Source organism: Pseudomonas taetrolens, assembly GCF_900475285.1.
GTDB lineage: Bacteria > Pseudomonadota > Gammaproteobacteria > Pseudomonadales > Pseudomonadaceae > Aquipseudomonas > Aquipseudomonas taetrolens.
This window is the reverse complement of record NZ_LS483370.1, coordinates 1,376,611-1,394,858: the sequence shown is the minus strand read 5'-3', so window position 1 is coordinate 1,394,858 and position 18,248 is coordinate 1,376,611. Positions and strand designations below refer to the sequence as shown.

The 18,248-nt window shown below is 59.5% G+C and carries 15 protein-coding genes; 7 read left to right on the top strand and 8 right to left on the bottom strand.

Translation table 11 applies throughout. The features are described from left to right. Positions 1–7: 7 nt before the first annotated feature. A complete protein-coding gene (dapA, locus tag DQN55_RS06730) occupies positions 8–886 on the bottom strand; it encodes a 4-hydroxy-tetrahydrodipicolinate synthase (protein ID WP_048382350.1) in 879 nt (292 codons plus the stop codon). A gap of 327 nt (positions 887–1,213) precedes the next feature. Here dapA and DQN55_RS06725 point away from each other — a divergent pair, with 327 nt between their 5' ends. Together DQN55_RS06725 and DQN55_RS06720 are read left to right on the top strand one after the other, a co-directional pair. Beyond that, the gene (locus DQN55_RS06725; RefSeq protein ID WP_048382349.1) at positions 1,214–1,774 is read left to right on the top strand and encodes a glycine cleavage system transcriptional repressor; all 561 of its coding nucleotides are present in this window, start codon (positions 1,214–1,216) and stop codon (positions 1,772–1,774) included. Between the two features lie 12 nt (positions 1,775–1,786). Then, complete coding sequence (locus DQN55_RS06720; protein WP_048382348.1) at positions 1,787–2,260, top strand: peroxiredoxin; 474 nt, start codon at positions 1,787–1,789, stop codon at positions 2,258–2,260. Positions 2,261–2,319: 59 nt separating this feature from the next. On the opposite strand, the gene queF is transcribed toward DQN55_RS06720, so the two are convergent. Together queF and copI are read right to left on the bottom strand one after the other, a co-directional pair. Then, positions 2,320–3,150: an NADPH-dependent 7-cyano-7-deazaguanine reductase QueF gene (queF, locus tag DQN55_RS06715; protein WP_048382347.1), complete on the bottom strand. Its 831-nt coding sequence runs from the start codon at positions 3,148–3,150 to the stop codon at positions 2,320–2,322. Positions 3,151–3,231: 81 nt separating this feature from the next. Further along, positions 3,232–3,762: a copper-resistant cuproprotein CopI gene (gene copI, locus DQN55_RS06710; RefSeq protein ID WP_048382346.1), complete on the bottom strand. Its 531-nt coding sequence runs from the start codon at positions 3,760–3,762 to the stop codon at positions 3,232–3,234. Between the two features lie 153 nt (positions 3,763–3,915). Here copI and DQN55_RS06705 point away from each other — a divergent pair, with 153 nt between their 5' ends. Then, positions 3,916–4,596, top strand: a complete 681-nt coding sequence (locus tag DQN55_RS06705) for a heavy metal response regulator transcription factor (protein ID WP_048382345.1) — start codon at positions 3,916–3,918, stop codon at positions 4,594–4,596. Next, on the top strand, positions 4,596–5,957 hold the full coding sequence (locus DQN55_RS06700) for a heavy metal sensor histidine kinase (protein WP_048382344.1): 1,362 nt from the start codon (positions 4,596–4,598) through the stop codon (positions 5,955–5,957). The genes DQN55_RS06705 and DQN55_RS06700 overlap by 1 nt, the downstream gene beginning before the upstream one ends. Positions 5,958–6,177: 220 nt before the next feature. Here DQN55_RS06700 and DQN55_RS06695 read toward each other — a convergent pair whose 3' ends face one another. The 3 genes from DQN55_RS06695 to DQN55_RS06685 form a co-directional block, all read right to left on the bottom strand. Next, positions 6,178–7,422, bottom strand: coding sequence for a lipoprotein-releasing ABC transporter permease subunit (locus DQN55_RS06695; RefSeq protein ID WP_048382343.1), 1,245 nt, complete (start codon positions 7,420–7,422; stop codon positions 6,178–6,180). A 62-nt stretch (positions 7,423–7,484) separates the two neighbouring features. Beyond that, positions 7,485–8,168 carry a lipoprotein-releasing ABC transporter ATP-binding protein LolD gene (gene lolD / locus DQN55_RS06690; protein WP_162837539.1) on the bottom strand — a complete coding sequence of 228 codons (684 nt, stop codon included), beginning with the start codon at positions 8,166–8,168 and terminating at the stop codon, positions 7,485–7,487. A gap of 7 nt (positions 8,169–8,175) precedes the next feature. Then, entirely contained in the window at positions 8,176–9,426 is a 1,251-nt protein-coding gene (locus DQN55_RS06685) for a lipoprotein-releasing ABC transporter permease subunit (RefSeq protein ID WP_048382341.1), read from the bottom strand. A gap of 94 nt (positions 9,427–9,520) precedes the next feature. On the opposite strand from DQN55_RS06685, the gene DQN55_RS06680 reads away from it, so the two are divergent. Both DQN55_RS06680 and DQN55_RS06675 read left to right on the top strand, forming a co-directional pair. Then, entirely contained in the window at positions 9,521–10,105 is a 585-nt protein-coding gene (locus DQN55_RS06680) for a PilZ domain-containing protein (protein ID WP_048382340.1), read from the top strand. A gap of 53 nt (positions 10,106–10,158) precedes the next feature. After that, on the top strand, positions 10,159–10,881 hold the full coding sequence (locus DQN55_RS06675; protein ID WP_048382339.1) for a glycerophosphodiester phosphodiesterase: 723 nt from the start codon (positions 10,159–10,161) through the stop codon (positions 10,879–10,881). Between the two features lie 42 nt (positions 10,882–10,923). Here the strand turns inward: DQN55_RS06675 and sthA are convergent, their stop codons facing one another. Beyond that, complete coding sequence (sthA, locus tag DQN55_RS06670; protein ID WP_048382338.1) at positions 10,924–12,318, bottom strand: Si-specific NAD(P)(+) transhydrogenase; 1,395 nt, start codon at positions 12,316–12,318, stop codon at positions 10,924–10,926. Between the two features lie 712 nt (positions 12,319–13,030). Next, the gene (locus DQN55_RS06665; protein ID WP_048382337.1) at positions 13,031–14,494 is read right to left on the bottom strand and encodes a glyceraldehyde-3-phosphate dehydrogenase; all 1,464 of its coding nucleotides are present in this window, start codon (positions 14,492–14,494) and stop codon (positions 13,031–13,033) included. Positions 14,495–14,781: 287 nt separating this feature from the next. On the opposite strand from DQN55_RS06665, the gene mfd reads away from it, so the two are divergent. Then, positions 14,782–18,231, top strand: coding sequence for a transcription-repair coupling factor (gene mfd / locus DQN55_RS06660; protein WP_048382336.1), 3,450 nt, complete (start codon positions 14,782–14,784; stop codon positions 18,229–18,231). Positions 18,232–18,248: the final 17 nt, after the last annotated feature.

Genomic DNA, 18,248 nt, shown 5'->3' with positions numbered 1-18,248 from the left:
TCCTCAATTAAACCAAAACACCGGACTGGCGCAGAGCCTGACGCAGCGGTTCGTGGCAGGGTTCGCTGAGCCAGGTGAGCGGCAGACGGATACCGTCCGGCATCAGGCCCATCTCGTGCAGCGCCCATTTCACGGGGATCGGGTTGGATTCGATAAACAGGGTTTTATTGAGCGGCATCAGCTTTTCGTGAATCGCACGCGCTGTGGCCGCATCGCCACGCATGGCCGCCGCACACAATTCGCTCATTTCACGCGGCGCCACGTTGGCGGTGACCGAGATGTTGCCCTTGCCGCCGAGCAGAATCAGCTCGACTGCCGTCGCGTCATCGCCGGAGTACACCAGGAAGTCGCTGCTGACGCCGGCCAGGATGTCCGTGACGCGCTGCAGGTCGCCGGTGGCTTCCTTGATACCGATGATGTTCGGTACGCTCGACAGGCGTATGACGGTGGCTGGCAACATGTCGCAGGCCGTACGGCCCGGCACGTTGTACAGGATCTGCGGAATGTCGACTGCTTCGGCGATCGCACGGAAGTGCTGATACAGGCCTTCCTGGGTCGGTTTGTTGTAATACGGCGTGACCAGCAGGCACGCATCAGCGCCGGCGGCCTTCGCGTTGGTGGTCAGCTCGATCGCTTCACGCGTCGAGTTGGCGCCCGTGCCGGCAATCACCGGAATGCGCCCTGCAACCTGCTTGACGACGAAACGAATCACTTCGATGTGTTCGTTCACATCCAGTGTTGCCGATTCACCTGTAGTGCCAACGGCAACAATGGCGTTGGTGCCCGCTTGCAGGTGAAAGTCCACCAGTTTGCTCAGGGCGTCCCAATCGAGACGACCTTGTGCATCCATCGGTGTGACCAGTGCCACCATACTGCCCGCAATCATGCAACCGCTCCTGCCGGAAAAAGAGAGCCGTAATGGTACTGGCGCCATGACCCTTGCACAAGCAACAGCGCGCCCGATGAGCATTCCCCTTCGCGTTGCTTTTCGCTACCCTTCAGCCTTTGATTGGTACTGATGCGCGCGAGAGTCTGCCAAACAGCTCTATATCAAGCGCCCAAGGCCCCGCCCAAACGCCTCCGGACACGATTTGCAGAGTCTGCAAATCGTCCGCAACGGTGTATTGGCGGGGTTGTGGCGTTTGCGAGAAAACTGATATTGGATTCGCAACGCGTCGACCGTACTGACCGCTCATCGTTTTAGGAAGGCTGCATGTCCACCCCCACAGTCCGCGAACAATTCCTTGTCATCAGTGCCCTTGGCGCCAACCCAATGGAGCTGACTAACGTCCTGTGTCGCGCCAGCCATGAAAATCGCTGCGCCGTCGTGACCTCCCGCCTGACTCGCCACGGCGAATGCAGTGCGCTGGTCCTGGAAGTCACCGGTAGCTGGGACGCCCTGGCTCGCCTTGAGGCCGGGCTGCCGGCTCTCGCCAAGAAACACGCCTTCAGCGTTAACGTGGTGCGCAGTGCCGCGCTCGAAACCCGGCCCCAGGCGCTGCCGTACGTGGCTTATGTCAGCTCGGCGTACCGCTCGGACATCATCAATGAGCTATGCCAGTTTTTCACCGACCACAACGTCGAGCTGGAAAACCTGACCTGCGACACCTATCAGGCACCGCAAACCGGCGGCACCATGCTCAACGCCACGTTCACCGTGACCTTGCCGGCCGGCGTACAAATCAGCTGGCTGCGTGATCAGTTCCTGGACTTCGCCGACGCGCTGAACCTCGATGCACTGATCGAACCGTGGCGCCCACAGAACCCAATGTAAGGAAGCCGACTCATGGCCGTAGCAATTGATCAGCCGGTAGGCGAATTCACGCTCCCGGCAACGGGCGAGCAAACCGTCAGCCTGTCGCAGCTTAAAGGCAAGCAGGTGGTGATTTACTTCTATCCCAAGGACAGCACCCCGGGCTGCACCACTGAAGGCCAGGGCTTTCGTGACCATTACCCGGCGTTTCAGGCGGCCAATACCGAAATCTTCGGTGTGTCGCGTGACAGCCTCAAGTCCCATGAAAACTTCAAGGCCAAGCAAGGTTTCCCGTTCGAGTTGCTGAGCGACAAGGACGAAACCCTGTGCCAGCTGTTTGACGTGATCAAGCTGAAAAAGCTTTACGGCAAGGAATACATGGGGGTCGACCGCAGCACGTTCCTGATCGACAAGGACGGCGTGTTGCGCCATGAATGGCGCGGCGTGAAAGTACCGGGTCATGTTGACGCGGTGCTGGAACAGGCAACAGCATTGAACCAGGCCTGATTCCTGCTGCAGGAGCGAACGTGCTCGCTCCTGCACAGGCAACAGGTGCCGGGGCGTTATTACTGACGCACTAAGCGCAGATTCTGGAACTCAACCGCTTCGGTGCTGCGGTACGGGTTGATGTCCAGCCCGCCACGACGCACATAACGCGCATACACGGTCAGTTTTTCAGGCTTGAGCAGACGCTGCAGGTCGAGAAAGATCCTCTCCACACATTGCTCATGAAAATCCGAGTGCTGGCGAAAGCTGACCAGATACGCCAGCAGGCTGGCGTGATCCAGCGCCGCACCGCGGTACTCGACGACCACTGTCCCCCAGTCTGGCTGACTGGTCACCGGGCAGTTGGACTTGAGCAGATGGCTGTACAGGCTTTCTTCAATGACCCGTGACTCATCGCACTTGAGCAGCTCAGGACGTGGCTGGGCGTAATCACTGACGCTGATATCCAGCTCATCGATGCACACACCCGGCAAAGTACCCACGCCATCCGCCTGAACGTCATTCAAGCTGCGCACGCGCACGCTGACAGGCTTCCCGGAAGCCGCTGACAAATCAGCCTGCAAGGTCGCTTCAAGGCTTTGCACATCGGTAAAAACGGTCTGGTTCAGGGAGTTCAAGTACAGCTTGAAAGACTTGGATTCAACGATGTTCGGCGAATCTGCGGCAAAGCAGAACTCGCCAATGGCTACCACTGGCTTGCCTGATGGCAACAGCCATGACAGTTCGAAGCAGTTCCAGAAGTCCACCCCGACATAAGGCAGCGTTTCGGCGCTCAGGCCCAGCTCGGCCCATTTTGCTGCACGCGGGATCGGGAACAGCAAGGACGGCGTGTAAGTGCTGATGTATTCACTGGACTTGCCCAGCGGCGAATGTTCGGCTGCGGGATGCATAACAAAAACCTGGCTAGAAAAACCCGGCAATTCTAGCGGGTTTACGCCTGTCTTTCAGCGTTCACAGACGATCAGCCGTGTTCAAGGCCCAACCTTTACCGTTCCGACCATTCCCGCCTGATAGTGGCCGGGCACATTACAGGCGAATTCCAGGTTGTCCGCCTGGCTGAACGTCCAGGTCAACTCAGCGGTTTTACCCGGTTCCACCAGCACACTGTTGGGATCATCGTGCTTCATCTCGCCGCTGGCACCGTGCCCCATCGCGGCATGATCCATGTTTTCGTGATTCATGCCGGTCGGGGTCATCATCCCGCCCTGCTGCATTTTGAGCATTTCTTTCTGGTGCCCGGCGTGCATCGCCGCATCTCCCAGGTTGAACTCGTGCAGCAACTGCCCCTTGTTGACCAGGAAAAATCGCACTGTCTCCCCTGCTTTGACCTCCAGAGACGTGGGCGTGAAGGCCATGTCCGTCATGTGCACTTCAATCGTGCGCGTGGCACTGGCGGCAGCCGCTGGCTGACCAAAGGCATAGTGCCCCGCAGGTGATGCCAGCGCCGGCATGCTCAATACCAGAAAAAACCCCGCAAGGGCCAAACGAAAATGCACCGTCATACCGACTCCGGAAATAAATGATCGAACAGGTGCCTACTTTAAAAGCCCGGCGCTGGCACTCAACTGACCGTAAGATTACAACTTTGTCAGTTTGGCCCCGCATCGCGGGAGTCGGGGTATAAGGCTGAGGTCATTTTTTGCGATGAGTTGCCCATGAAACTGCTGATAGTCGAAGACCAGGCCAAAACCGGGCAATACCTGCGCCAGGGCTTGAGCGAGGCCGGCTTCAATACCGAACTGGCCGCCGACGGCATCACTGGCCAGCATTTGGCACTGACCGGTGATTACTCACTGCTGATTCTCGATGTCATGCTGCCCGGCCGTGACGGCTGGCAAATCCTGCAGGCAGTGCGCAGTGCCGGACTGAGCATGCCGGTGCTGTTCCTGACCGCCCGCGACGCTGTTGAAGACCGTGTACACGGCCTGGAACTGGGGGCTGACGACTATCTGGTCAAGCCCTTCGCGTTTTCCGAATTGCTGGCCCGGGTGCGCAGCCTGTTGCGCCGTGGCAGCAGCGCTCCCCAGGAAACCAGCCTGCAACTGGCCGACCTGCGCCTGGACCTGATCCGTCGCCGCGTCGAGCGTGACGGGCAGCGCATCGACCTCACCGCCAAGGAGTTCTCCCTGCTGGAGTTGCTGCTGCGCCGCCAGGGCGAAGTGCTGCCCAAATCCTTGATCGCCTCGCAGGTGTGGGACATGAATTTCGACAGCGACACCAATGTGATCGAAGTCGCGATTCGCCGCCTGCGCCTGAAAATCGATGACAGCTACGAGCGCAAACTGATCCATACCGTACGCGGCATGGGTTACGTCCTCGAAGAGCGCACCCCGTGATGCGCCGCCTGTCGCTGAGCAGCCGTCTGGCGCTGCTGTTCGCCGGGTGCACGGCCGTGGTGTCTCTGTTTGCCGGGGTATTGTTCGGGCGGGCCAGTGAAGTGCACTTCGTGGAGCTGGACCAGCAGTTGATGGAAAGCCGCCTCGCTGTTCTGCGCGGCACGCTGCAGGGTGCCGACACCCTGGAGAACTTCACCGGGCGCCTGCCCGCACTCCTGCAAGACCTGGCCCATCAACCGGACCTTGCCGTCCGGGTGCGAGGTCCGGACGGGCATTTGTGGTTTGACAGTTCACCGCGCCTGCCGCTGGAGCTGCCTTCGCGTCCGGGACTGGGCAGCCTGCAGATCGATGGCATTGACTACCGGGTATTGAATCCGGTGCCCGACACCCAAAACGCACCGCGCCTGACACTGCTGCTGGACATCACCCACCACCAGCACTTCTTGCAGCGCATGCAGCACTTGATCTGGATGACTGTCGGGCTCTCAGCCCTGGCCACTGCCATTCTCGGTGCCTGGGCGGCCCGTAGCGGCTTGCAGCCCTTGCGCCGCATGAGCGCGATTGCCGGCAGCGTCTCGGCGGACTCGCTCAATGCACGCTTGCCCCAGGCGCAAATGCCGGCCGAGCTGGCTGACCTGGCCAAGGCCTTCAACGCCATGCTGGAGCGACTGGACAGCTCATTTCAGCGCCTGTCGGCGTTCTCTGCCGATATTGCCCATGAGCTGCGCACGCCATTGTCGAACCTGCTGACCCACACCCAAGTCACCCTGACTCGCCCCCGCAGCCTCGAAGAGTACCGTGAGGCACTGCACAGCAACCTCGAGGAGTTGCAGTGGATGGCTCAGTTGGTCAACGACATGCTGTATCTGGCCAAGGCCGATCACGGCTTGCTCACCCCCCGACGTGAGCCTTTGGAGCTGGCCCGGGAAGTGGACGCCCTGCTCGAGTTTTATGCGCCCTTGGCCGAAGACTCGCAGATTGCTCTGAGCCGCACGGGTAACGGTCAGATCGCGGGTGACCGCAGCATGCTGCGCCGCGCCCTCTCCAACCTGCTGGATAACGCACTGCGCTACACCCCCGCGGGCGGAACGATCAGGGTGTTGATCACTGCCACGGCTTCCCACCTGCGCATCAGCCTGGAAAACACCGGCACCCAAATCCCCGCAGAGCAGCTTCCGCGCCTGTTTGACCGATTTTATCGAGCCGATCCGGCCCGTCGAGAAGGCAGCAGTGAACATGCCGGATTGGGGCTGGCGATTACCCAGTCCATTATTCGTGCCCATGGCGGGCAGATAGGATGCGAGTCGCAAGAGGGGTTGACCCGATTTGTGATTGAGCTGCCGCCAGGACAGACCCCGTAGCGGGACGCGGCCTCGCTCCGCTCGTCCGCTGCTACAAAGGCCAAGGACCTTCAAAAGCGGCCGCAAAGGCAGCACCGTGTCACGCTCAATGGAAATGTACAAAGGGCCCTTGTAGCCGCTGCCGCAGGCTGCGATAAGGGCCGAAGGACCTTCAAAAGCGGGGTCGCTGCGCAACCCGTCGCAGCCTTCGGCAGCGGCTACAAATCCCCCCGCTCAACGATCAGGAGTAGCGCAACGCATGCGCCGGCTGGATTTTGGCGGCACGGTATGCCGGGTACAAGGTGGCCAAAAAGCTCAAAACAAAACCCGCACCGCAGATCAAGGCCACATCGCCGCCTTGCAGTTCTGACGGCAGGTTGCTCACGAAATACACATCAGAACTGAAAATATGCTGTCCGGACACCCGCTCCATCCAGCCCACCAGTTCACTGACATTGAGCGCCGCGATAACCCCCAGCACACCACCAATCAACGTGCCGACAATCCCGATCACCGTGCCCTGCACCATGAAAATCGCCATGATCTGCTGAGGCGTGGCGCCAATGGTGCGCAAAATGGCGATGTCGGCGCCCTTGTCGTTCACCACCATAATCAACGTGGCGATGATGTTGAAGGCTGCCACGGCAACGATCATCAGCAGCAACAGGCCGATCATGGTTTTTTCCATTTTCATGGCGCTGAACAGGCTGCCCTGGGTATGGGTCCAGTCATCCGCCGCGTACCCGGCCCCCAAGCCCGCAGCAACCTGCTGCGACACCTTCGGCGCGGCATACAGGTCCTTGACCGCCAGGCGCACACTTTGAACCTGGTTCGGCTCCCAGCGCTGCAGGGCAGCCGCATCGGCCACGTGGATCAAGCCCATTGAGCCATCCAGTTCAGCCCCGACCTTGAACACACCCACCACGTTCAAACGCTGCAGACGCGGGGTAATCCCGCCGGGCGCGGTACTGGCCTCAGGCACGATCAGGGTGATCTTGTCTCCGACACCCAAACGGAAGCGCCGCGCGGTAATTTCACCCAGCACCACGCCAAACTCGCCGGGTTTAAGATCTTCCAGGCGCCCCTGGACAATATGCCGGGCAACGATCGACACGTTGCCTTCCAGCGCCGGGTCGACACCACTGATCTGAATCGGCTGCATCGATCCTTTATAGGACAGCATGCCTTCCATTTCGGTAAACGGCACGGCCCCGGTGACCTCGGGGTTTTTCATCGCAGCCTCGGCGACCGGGCGCCAGTCATCTATCGGCTTCACACCGACGATCGTGGCGTGCGGCACCATGCCAAGGATGCGATTACTCATTTCACGCTGAAAACCGTTCATCACCGACAACACCACAATCATCGCCAGCACGCCCAGGGCGAGGCCGATCATCGAGGTCATGGAGATAAAAGAAACAAAACGATTTCGGCGCTTGGCACGGGTATAGCGCGTGCCGATAAAAATCGATAACGGTCTGAACATTCGCGGGCACCGTATAAAAATTAAAGACCCGACACCGTCAACCGGTGTCGGGTGCTGCTCGATCAAATCGCGGTCAGGCAACCTTCCTGAAGGTGCAATACACGATCCATCTGACGGGCCAGGTTCATGTCGTGGGTCACCACCAGAAACGCCGTGCGCATCGAAGTGCTGAGCTCCAGCATCAGGTCTTGAATGCCCTGCGCGGTATGCGAGTCGAGGTTGCCCGTAGGCTCATCGAGCATCACCAGCCCCGGGTTATTGACCAGTGCCCGGGCAATGGCCACACGCTGGCGCTCCCCTCCCGACAACTCGGCCGGCTTGTGCTCCAGGCGATGGCCCAGGCCAACCCGGGTCAGCAGGGCCGTGGCGCGTTCGCGGGCCTGCGGGATCGGCGTCTTGCCGATCAGCAACGGCATGCAGACGTTTTCCAGCGCGGTGAACTCGGGCAACAGGTGGTGAAACTGATAGACGAAGCCCAGCGAACGGTTACGCAACAGGCCACGGGCCTTTTCATTCAGCGCCGAAAGCTCTTCACCGGCCAGCCAGACACTGCCAGAGGACGGGGTATCCAGGCCTCCGAGCAAATTCAGCAGCGTACTTTTGCCCGAACCCGAGGTGCCGACAATCGCCACTCGCTCGCCCGGGTGCAGCTGAAGCTGCAGGCCCGAGAGTACGACTACCGACTCCGGACCTTCCTCGTAGGACTTGCCCAGATCACGGCAACTCAACACTGCTTGTTCTTTCATGCCCAACTCACTCATAACGAAGCGCCTGCGCAGGCTGGGTGCGCGCAGCACGCCAGGCCGGGTACAAGGTCGCGAGGAAACTTAGAACCAATGCCGCGCCGCACACCATCAACACGTCCTCAGCCATCAATTGCGAAGGCAGGTAGTCGATGAAATATACGTCGGCGTTGAGGAATTTATGACCCAGCAGGCTTTCAAGGCCCGAGATTGCGGCGCTGACATTCAGCGCGGCGAGCATACCGACCACGGCGCCAATGGCGGTACCGACCACGCCGATCACGGTGCCCTGGACCATGAAGATCGCCATGATCTGGCCAGGCGTGGCGCCCAGGGTACGCAGGATCGCGATATCACCTTTCTTGTCATTGACCACCATCACCAGCGTGGAAATGATGTTGAAGGCAGCGACCGCCACGATCAGCAACAGCAGCAGCCCGATCATGGCTTTTTCCATGCGGATTGCCTGATACAGGTTGCCATGGGTGCGGGTCCAGTCGCGGGCGTAATACTGGCTCTCACCGAGCCTCTCGGCGATTTCCCATGCTGTACGCGGGGCCTCGAACAGGTCGTCGAACTTCAGGCGCAAGCCCTGGACCTGATCGGGTTTCCAGCGCTGCAGGCGCGCCAGGTCCTGCAGGTTGGTGATACCCAGAAAGCCGTCGATCTCACCGGCGCCGACATGAAAAATGCCCTGCACGGTGAAGCGCTTCATACGCGGGAACATCCCCGCCGGGGTCACCGTGACTTCAGGCGCGACGAACGTCAGCTTGTCGCCAATGGCCACGCCGAGCTTTTTAGCCGCCTTGTCGCCAATGATGATGCCGAAGCTGCCGGGAGTCAGCGAGTCGAGCTGCCCCTGCTGCATGAAGCGGTCGATGATCGACACCTTACGCTCCTGCTCCGGATCGACAGCATTGAGCAGTACTTTCTGCACATTGCCATCGTGGGTCAGCAAGCCCTGCATCTGGGTATACGGCGCTACCGCCTGCACCTTGGGGTTTTCCTGGACCTTGACGGCCAGGCTTTGCCAGTCGCTGATCGGTTGATCACCGACGATGGTCGCGTGGGGCACCATGCCCAGCACGCGGGTACGCATCTCATGATCGAAGCCATTCATCACTGAAAGCACCACGATCATTACGACCACGCCGAGGGCGAGTCCGATCATGGACGTCAGTGAAATGAACGACACAAAATGATTGCGACGCTTTGCACGGGTATAACGCGTGCCAATAAATACGAAGAGAGGTCTGAACATGTCGGGGCTTGTTCGAGGGAAAAGAAGACGTCCTTGTGGCGGGGCCTGATAAGCAGCTTTACACTCAGACCACAGCCGCCATCATGGGTTCGCCATGTCGACATTAGATGAAGCAGATCGCCGCGAATACTACCGTATCGAGGATGTGATCGCACTGGAAATAACCCCGCTGTCAGCCGCCGAGGCCGAGAGCGGCGAAGTGTTGCAGGATGCTTCTCCCCTGTTCAATTTACTCAGTGAATTGCACCTGAGCGAGTTCGAATCCCAGCACCTGCTGCGCCAGATCAGTGAACGCGACCGCACGCTTTCCAGCTACCTCAAAACCCTGAACAAGCGGGTCGACCTGCTCAGCCAGATCGTCGCGCAAACGGTACTGGGCAAGGTGGGCGAGTTGCAGCCGGTCAGACTGTCCGAAGCTGGCATCGAGTTTCATCACGCCCACGCCTACCCAACCGGCAGTCATCTCTCGGCCAAACTGGTACTGATGCCACAAGCCCTGGGCTTGTTGCTGCGCGCACGCGTCACTCATTGCCGGGCACAAGATGGCGGGTACGATATCGGCAGCGAGTTTGAATCCATCACTGACACACAACGGCAGCTACTGGCGCGATACATTTTGCAAAAACAGGCGCAGGCGCGCCGCCAGGCCCGTGAGCTGAACGAACCCGCAACGGAATAAGCCTCTACCGGCGCCCCATCGAAACGCAGCGAATGCTGCATGAAGGAGTAATTGTGACTCTGATTTATGGCCATCGCGGCGCCAAAGGCGAAGCACCGGAAAACACCCTTGCCAGCTTTGAACAGTGCCTCAAGCACGGCGTTCACCGCTGCGAGCTCGACCTGCACCTGTCCAAGGACGGTGAGCTGATGGTGATCCACGACTCCACCCTCAAGCGTACGACTGACCGCCGCGGCAAGGTCGCCGAACACACGGCCGCTGAGCTGGTGACGTACGACGCGCGCCAGGGAGGTCCGGGCTGGGTACAGCCGTGCCCGATTCCGCGACTTGAAGAGCTGTTTGAAAAGTGCAACTTCGAGCACTGGCAACTGGAGGTCAAAAGTGCCTCGCGCACCCGTGCCGCCAGTACCGTATTGGCTATCCGCGAAATGGCGCAGCGTCACGGTCTGCTGGACAAGGTCACCATCACTTCCAGCTCTCGCGAAGTGCTCAAGGCTGCCGTGGAGCTGACACCCGACGTATCACGCGGGCTGGTAGCCGAATACGCCTTGCTCGACCCGCTGAAGGTCGCCCAGAGTTATGGCTGCGAGATATTGGCGCTGAACTGGACACTCTGCACTCCGGAATTTCTGGAGAAAGCCCAGCGTATGGGGCTGCACGTGTCGGTATGGACAGTCAACGAGCCTGCGCTGATGCGCAGACTCGCCGACTTCGGCGTAGATAGCCTGATTACAGACTTTCCCGGTTTGGCCACTGCCACCCTCGGGAATGGCTGAAATCGGTCTCCCCGGCCGGCTCAGGCCACCGGCCGGAGCCGCTCAAAAAAGCCGGTTTAGACCATCGTAAGCGGCTACCCGATAGGCTTCGGCCATGGTCGGGTAGTTGAACGTGGTATTCACAAAGTACTTCAAGGTATTGAGCTCACCCGGCTGGTTCATGATGGCCTGGCCGATGTGCACGATCTCCGAAGCCTGGTAACCAAAGCAGTGAACGCCCAGTACTTCGAGGGTTTCACGGTGGAACAGAATCTTCAGCATGCCCTGGGGCTCGCCGGCAATCTGCGCGCGCGCCATGCTCTTGAAGAACGCTTTGCCCACTTCGTACGGCACTTTGGCCTGGGTCAGCTCTTGCTCGTTCTTGCCGATCGAGCTGATCTCGGGAATGGTGTAAATGCCGGTCGGCACATCATTCACAAAACGCCAGCTGCCATTGTCGACGATGCTGCCCGCAGCGGAACGACCCTGGTCGTGCGCAGCACTGGCCAGGCTTGGCCAGCCGATGACGTCGCCGGCGCCGTAGATGTTCGGCACACTGGTGCGGTAGTTTTCATCGACGCTGATCTGGCCACGGCCATTGACCTTGATGCCGATGTTTTCCAGACCCAACAGATCGGTGTTGCCGGTACGACCGTTACACCAGAGCAAGGCGTCCGCCTTGATCTTCTTGCCCGACTTGAGGTGCAGGATCACGCCGTTTTCGACGCCTTCAACCCGCTCGTACTCCTCGTTGTGGCGCACGGTGATGTTGTTGTTGCTGAAGTGGTAGCTCAGCGCCTGCGAGATCTCGGAATCGAGGAAGCTCAGCAGTTGCTCACGGTTGTCCACCAGCTCGACCAACACCCCCAGGCCGCTGAAGATGGATGCATATTCACAGCCGATTACACCGGCGCCATACACAATCAGTTTGCGCGGGGTATGACCGAGGCTGAGGATGGTGTCGCTATCGTAGATACGCGAGTGGCTGAAATCGATATCCGCAGGGCGATACGGACGCGAACCGGTGGCGATGATGATTTGCTTGGCCATCAGGGTTTCAACGACGCCATTGGCGCAGACCACTTCGATGGTTTGCTCGTCGGTGAAGCTGCCGGTGCCGAAGAACAGGTCTACCCGATTGCGGGCGTAGAAGCCGGTGCGTGAGGCGACCTGTTTGGAGATGACTCTTTCGGCGCTTTTCAGTACGTCCGGGAACGAGAACCAGCGCGGCTCACCAATGGCCCGAAACATCGGGTTGGTGTTGAACTGCATGATCTGCCGAACCGAGTGACGCAGGGCTTTGGACGGGATAGTGCCCAAGTGCGTACAGTTGCCGCCCACTTGACGCCGGCTATCAACCATTGCCACCTTGCGCCCTGCTTTTGCGGCGTTCATTGCCGCACCTTCTCCTGCCGGGCCGGAGCCCAGTACCACTACGTCGTAGTTGTAGACAGCCATGCGTACTCCTCAGAACAGGCCGAGGTCCCTCTTTGGACACCTGCGGCTAACTCATGGCGCGGCCAGCGCCATGAAAGATCAAAACGTGGTGCACAGTCTATAGAAGCCTGAACGCTGCGAACATTAACCCTTGGTCTCGTCGATGGCTATTTTTGCGTTCACTGCAGCAACCGCCTCCCCGCAGCCCTTCAGGAGAGGGCCTCCAGAGATCAACACACATTCAACATATGACATAAGCTCTAACAACTCAGTCACCAGAACCACCCTCATGCCCCATATATGGATCCTGCTGGTATTGATCTACAGCGCCGCCAGCCTGGCCGAGGAGTCTTCATAATTAAAGGCAGCCAACTTTCCAGCCCAATCGCGAGACGGATCACAACGCGGGCTGAATATCGAGCGCAATGGCACGGTCATTTCCAGTAGCCTGAACCATGAACCGGCCAAACGCTACCTCAGGATATGGCTGGCGCCCGAAGGCCTGCCGGAAAAATTGCGTCGCGATTTGCTTGCGCAAAAGCCTTGAGCCGGACGTGTAGCGCCCACACATGTGACCTACAACCTTTGGAGTACACTTCAGGCTACGGTTTAACCGGGTCACCGTAATGTTTTCATCGCAAACAGGTGCGCATCGAAAACCTGTAACGCTCGCCCGGCAAATCACGCCCATAAAAAAACCCCGAATGATCGGGGTTTTTTTATGGGCAGTTGCTTAGCGCGGGAACGCTGGCGGGTTGACCCCGGCCATGTCTTCCATCACGCGGACTACCTGGCAGCTGTAACCGAATTCGTTGTCGTACCAAACGTACAGTACAACGCGGTTGTCATTGCAGATAGTGGCTTCAGCATCCACCACACCGGCGTGACGCGAACCTACGAAGTCAGTGGAAACCACTTCCTGCGAGTTCACGTAGTCGATTTGCTTGTGCAGGTCGGAGTGCAGCGCCATGTAGCGCAGGTACTCGTTCATTTCTTCACGGGTCGCCGACTTCTCAAGGTTCAGGTTGAGGATGGCCATGGAAACGTTCGGCGTCGGAACGCGGATCGCGTTACCGGTCAGCTTGCCGGCCAGCTCAGGCAGAGCCTTGGCCGCAGCGGTAGCAGCACCGGTTTCGGTGATGACCATGTTCAGCGCGGCGCTACGGCCACGGCGATCGCCCTTGTGGAAGTTGTCGATCAGGTTCTGGTCGTTGGTGTACGAGTGAACCGTTTCAACGTGACCATTGACGATGCCGAACTTGTCGTTGACAGCCTTGAGCACCGGCACGATGGCGTTGGTGGTGCAGGATGCCGCGGAAACGATCTTGTCGTCTGCGGTGATTTCGCTGTGGTTGATACCGTGAACGATGTTCTTCAGCTTGCCTTTGCCAGGCGCGGTCAACACCACGCGATCGATACCCGGGCAGGCCAGATGCTGGCCCAGACCGTCGGCGTCACGCCATACACCGGTGTTGTCCACCAGCAATGCGTCCTGAATACCGTACTGGGTGTAATCCACCTCGGTCGGGTTCTTCGCGTAGATCACCTGGATCAGGTTACCGTTGGCCGTGATGGTGTTGTTGACTTCATCAATGACGATGGTGCCATCGAACGGGCCGTGCACCGAGTCGCGGCGCAACAGGCTGGCACGCTTGACCAGATCGTTTTCGGCGCCTTTGCGCACAACAATGGCACGCAGGCGCAGGCCATCGCCACCACCGGTTTTTTCGATCAGGATGCGCGCCAGCAGACGACCGATACGACCGAAGCCGTACAGTACGACATCAGTGCCTTTGCGGGCAGAAGCGTTTTGCTGACCTACAACTTCGGCCAGTTCTTCGCGTACGAACTGCTCGGCAGTCCGGCCATTGCCTTCGGCCTTGAACTTGACGGCCAGCTTGCCCAGGTCTACCGAAGCGGCACCGAGCTTGAGCTCGCTCATTGCTTTGAGCAGCGGGAAAGTTTCGTGCACGGACAATTCGCTGTCATCGGACTGACGATGACGCGCAAAGCGATGAGCTTTGAGAATCGCAATGACTGAACGGTTGATCAGGCTGCGGCCATAGATCGAGCTCACCACGTTGTTATTGCGGTAAAGCTGACCGATAAGCGGAATCATCGCTTCAGCGAGTGCTTCACGGTCGATCCATTCACCAAGACACTGGTCGGGCTTCTGAGTCACGGGAACCTTCCACATGTAGGGGCTGAAAAAAGGGGCTACATTATGCAGTTGTGTCCATACAGGGGCAATGCACGCCTGTCATACGCTGTAACTGAAACGATTAAGCCTCAATAAACTAAGGCAAAAAAAATTTCACCACCCCCCTTTTCAAGACCTCACCCCCTGCAACGCCCCGCTGCGCCCCTCTCTTTTCAAGTACCTCGCGTTGATTTCAGGCCTCCCCTGAAGACGGCAACTGACAGCCAGCCCTTTGGCCCGCTACAATTGCCAACTTTGTCGCAACGCTTGGAGCTCAACCTTCCGTGCCCGTCCTGCGTCTACCGAAACTCCCTGCCACCGCAGGTAAACAGCATTGGGGCAACCTGCCCGGTGCCGCCCTGAGCCTCGCGATTGCCGAGGCCGCCAGCGCCGCCAAGCGCTTCACCTTACTCCTGACAGCCGACAGCCAAAGCGCCGAACGCCTGGAGCAGGAGCTGCGGTTTTTCGCGCCCGAATTGCCAGTGCTGCATTTCCCCGACTGGGAAACGCTGCCCTACGACCTGTTCTCGCCCCACCAGGACATCATTTCCCAGCGCATTGCCAGCCTGTATCGACTCCCCGAACTCGATCATGGCGTTTTGGTAGTACCTATCACCACGGCCCTACATCGCCTGGCACCGACCAAATTTCTGCTCGGCAGCAACCTGGTCCTGGACATCGGCCAAAAGCTGGACGTGGAGCAAATGCGCACCCGGCTTGAGGCCAGCGGTTATCGCTGCGTCGATACGGTCTACGAACACGGCGAGTTCGCCGTTCGCGGCGCATTGATCGACCTGTTCCCGATGGGCAGCAAACTGCCCTACCGGATTGACCTGTTCGACGACGAAATCGAAACCCTGCGCACCTTCGACCCGGAAAACCAGCGCTCGATCGACAAGGTCGAATCGGTGCGATTGCTGCCGGCACGCGAATTCCCCCTGCAAAAAGATGCCGTGACCCGCTTCAAGGCTCGCTTTCGAGAGCGCTTTGATGTCGACTTCCGCCGTTGCCCGATTTTCCAGGACCTGAGCAGCGGGATCACACCGGCCGGCATCGAGTATTACCTGCCGTTGTTTTTCGATGAAACCTCGACCCTGTTCGACTACTTGCCGGGCGATACCCAGGTGTTTTCCTTGCCAGGTATCGAGAACGCGGCGGAGCATTTCTGGTCAGACGTGCGCAACCGCTATGAAGAACGGCGCGTTGACCCGTCACGCCCCTTGCTGCCGCCCGCCGAGCTGTTTCTCCCGGTCGAAGACTGCTTCGCCCGGCTGAAAAACTGGCCACGGGTTGTAGTCAGCCAGGACGATCTGGACACCGACACCCGCCGTGAGCGCTTCCCCGCCCGACCGCTGCCGAATCTTGCGATCGAGGCCAAGGCCAATCAGCCACTGGCCGCCTTGTCGGGCTTTATCGAGCAGTTTGATGGTCGCGTGCTGTTCACCGCCGAATCGGCCGGTCGCCGCGAGGTGCTGCTGGAGCTGCTTGAACGCCTCAAGCTGCGCCCGAAAACGGTCGACAGCTGGCCCGATTTCGTTGCCAGCAAACATCGCCTGGCCATCACCATTGCCCCGCTGGATGAGGGCCTGCTGCTCGATGACCCGGCACTGGCACTGATTGCCGAAAGCCCTCTGTTCGGTCAGCGGGTGATGCAGCGCCGACGCCGCGAAAAGCGCGCTGACGCCAATAACGATGCCGTGATCAAAAACCTCACCGAGCTGCGCGAAGGCGCACCGGTGGTGCATATAGACCACGGTGTCGGCCGCTATCAAGGGCTGGCAACCCTGGAAGTCGACAACCAGGTGGCCGAGTTCCTCACCCTGGAATACGCCGAAGGCGCCAAGCTTTATGTGCCCGTGGCCAACCTGCACCTGATCGCCCGCTACACCGGCAGTGACGATGAGCTTGCGCCACTGCACCGCCTGGGCTCGGAAACCTGGCAAAAAGCCAAGCGCAAGGCCGCCGAACAGGTACGCGATGTCGCCGCCGAGCTGCTCGACATCTATGCCCGTCGCGCCGCCCGCGAAGGCTACGCCTTTGCTGACCCCAAGGCTGATTACGCAACCTTCAGCGCCGGCTTCCCGTTTGAAGAAACACCCGACCAGCAGACCACCATCGAAGCCGTGCGCGAAGACATGCTCTCGCCCAAGCCGATGGATCGGCTGGTGTGCGGCGACGTGGGCTTCGGCAAAACCGAAGTGGCCATGCGCGCGGCCTTCATTGCCGTGCATGGCGGTCGCCAGGTAGCCATTCTGGTGCCCACCACCCTGCTCGCCCAACAGCATTACAACAGTTTCCGCGACCGCTTTGCCGACTGGCCGGTAACGGTTGAAGTGATGAGCCGCTTCAAGTCTGCCAAAGAGATCAATGCCGCCGTCGCCGATTTGGCCGAGGGCAAGATCGACATCGTGATCGGCACCCACAAGCTGCTGCAAGACGACGTCAAAATCAAAAACCTGGGCCTCGTGATCATCGACGAAGAACACCGCTTCGGCGTTCGCCAGAAAGAACAGCTCAAGGCCCTGCGCAGTGAAGTCGATATCCTGACACTCACCGCAACACCGATCCCGCGCACATTGAACATGGCCGTGTCAGGCATGCGCGACCTGTCGATCATTGCCACGCCACCTGCGCGCCGATTGTCGGTGCGGACCTTTGTCATGGAGCAAAACAACAGCACGGTCAAAGAGGCCCTGCTGCGTGAGTTGCTGCGTGGCGGCCAGGTTTACTATCTGCACAACGACGTCAAGACCATCGAGAAATGCGCCGCCGAGCTGGCCGAACTGGTACCGGAAGCCCGGATCGGCATCGGGCACGGCCAGATGCGTGAACGCGAACTCGAACAGGTGATGAGCGATTTCTATCACAAGCGCTTCAATGTGCTGATCGCCTCGACCATCATTGAAACCGGCATCGACGTCCCCAGCGCCAACACCATCATCATCGAGCGCGCCGACAAGTTCGGCCTGGCGCAGCTACACCAGTTGCGCGGCCGCGTCGGACGCAGTCACCACCAGGCGTATGCCTATCTGCTGACGCCGCCGCGCCAGCAAATTACCGGAGATGCGCAAAAGCGTCTCGAAGCCATCGCCAACACCCAGGATCTGGGTGCAGGCTTTGTGCTTGCCACCAACGACCTCGAAATCCGGGGCGCGGGCGAGCTGCTAGGTGACGGCCAGAGCGGCCAGATCCAGGCGGTGGGTTTTACCCTGTACATGGAGATGCTCGAACGCGCGGTGAAGTCGATCCGCAAGGGCGAACAGCCCAACCTTGACCAGCCACTGGGTGGCGGCCCGGAAATCAACTTGCGCGTACCGGCGTTGATTCCTGAAGCCTACCTGCCCGATGTTCATGCCCGACTGATCCTTTACAAGCGCATTGCGTCCGCCAGCGATGAAGAAGGCCTCAAGGATCTGCAGGTCGAGATGATCGACCGCTTCGGCCTGCTGCCGGAACCGACCAAAAACCTGGTGCGCATCACCCTGCTCAAATTGCAGGCCGAGCATCTGGGCATCAAAAAAGTCGATGCCGGCCCGCAAGGCGGGCGGATTGAGTTTGCGGCCGACACGCCGGTTGACCCACTGGTGCTGATCAAACTGATTCAGGGTCAGCCCAACCGTTACAAATTCGAAGGCGCGACGCTATTCAAGTTCATGGTGCCCATGGAGCGCGCGGAAGAACGTTTCAATACCATTGAAGCCCTTTTTGAACGCCTGGCGCCGAAGTCGTCCTGATGGCCAGACAATGACGC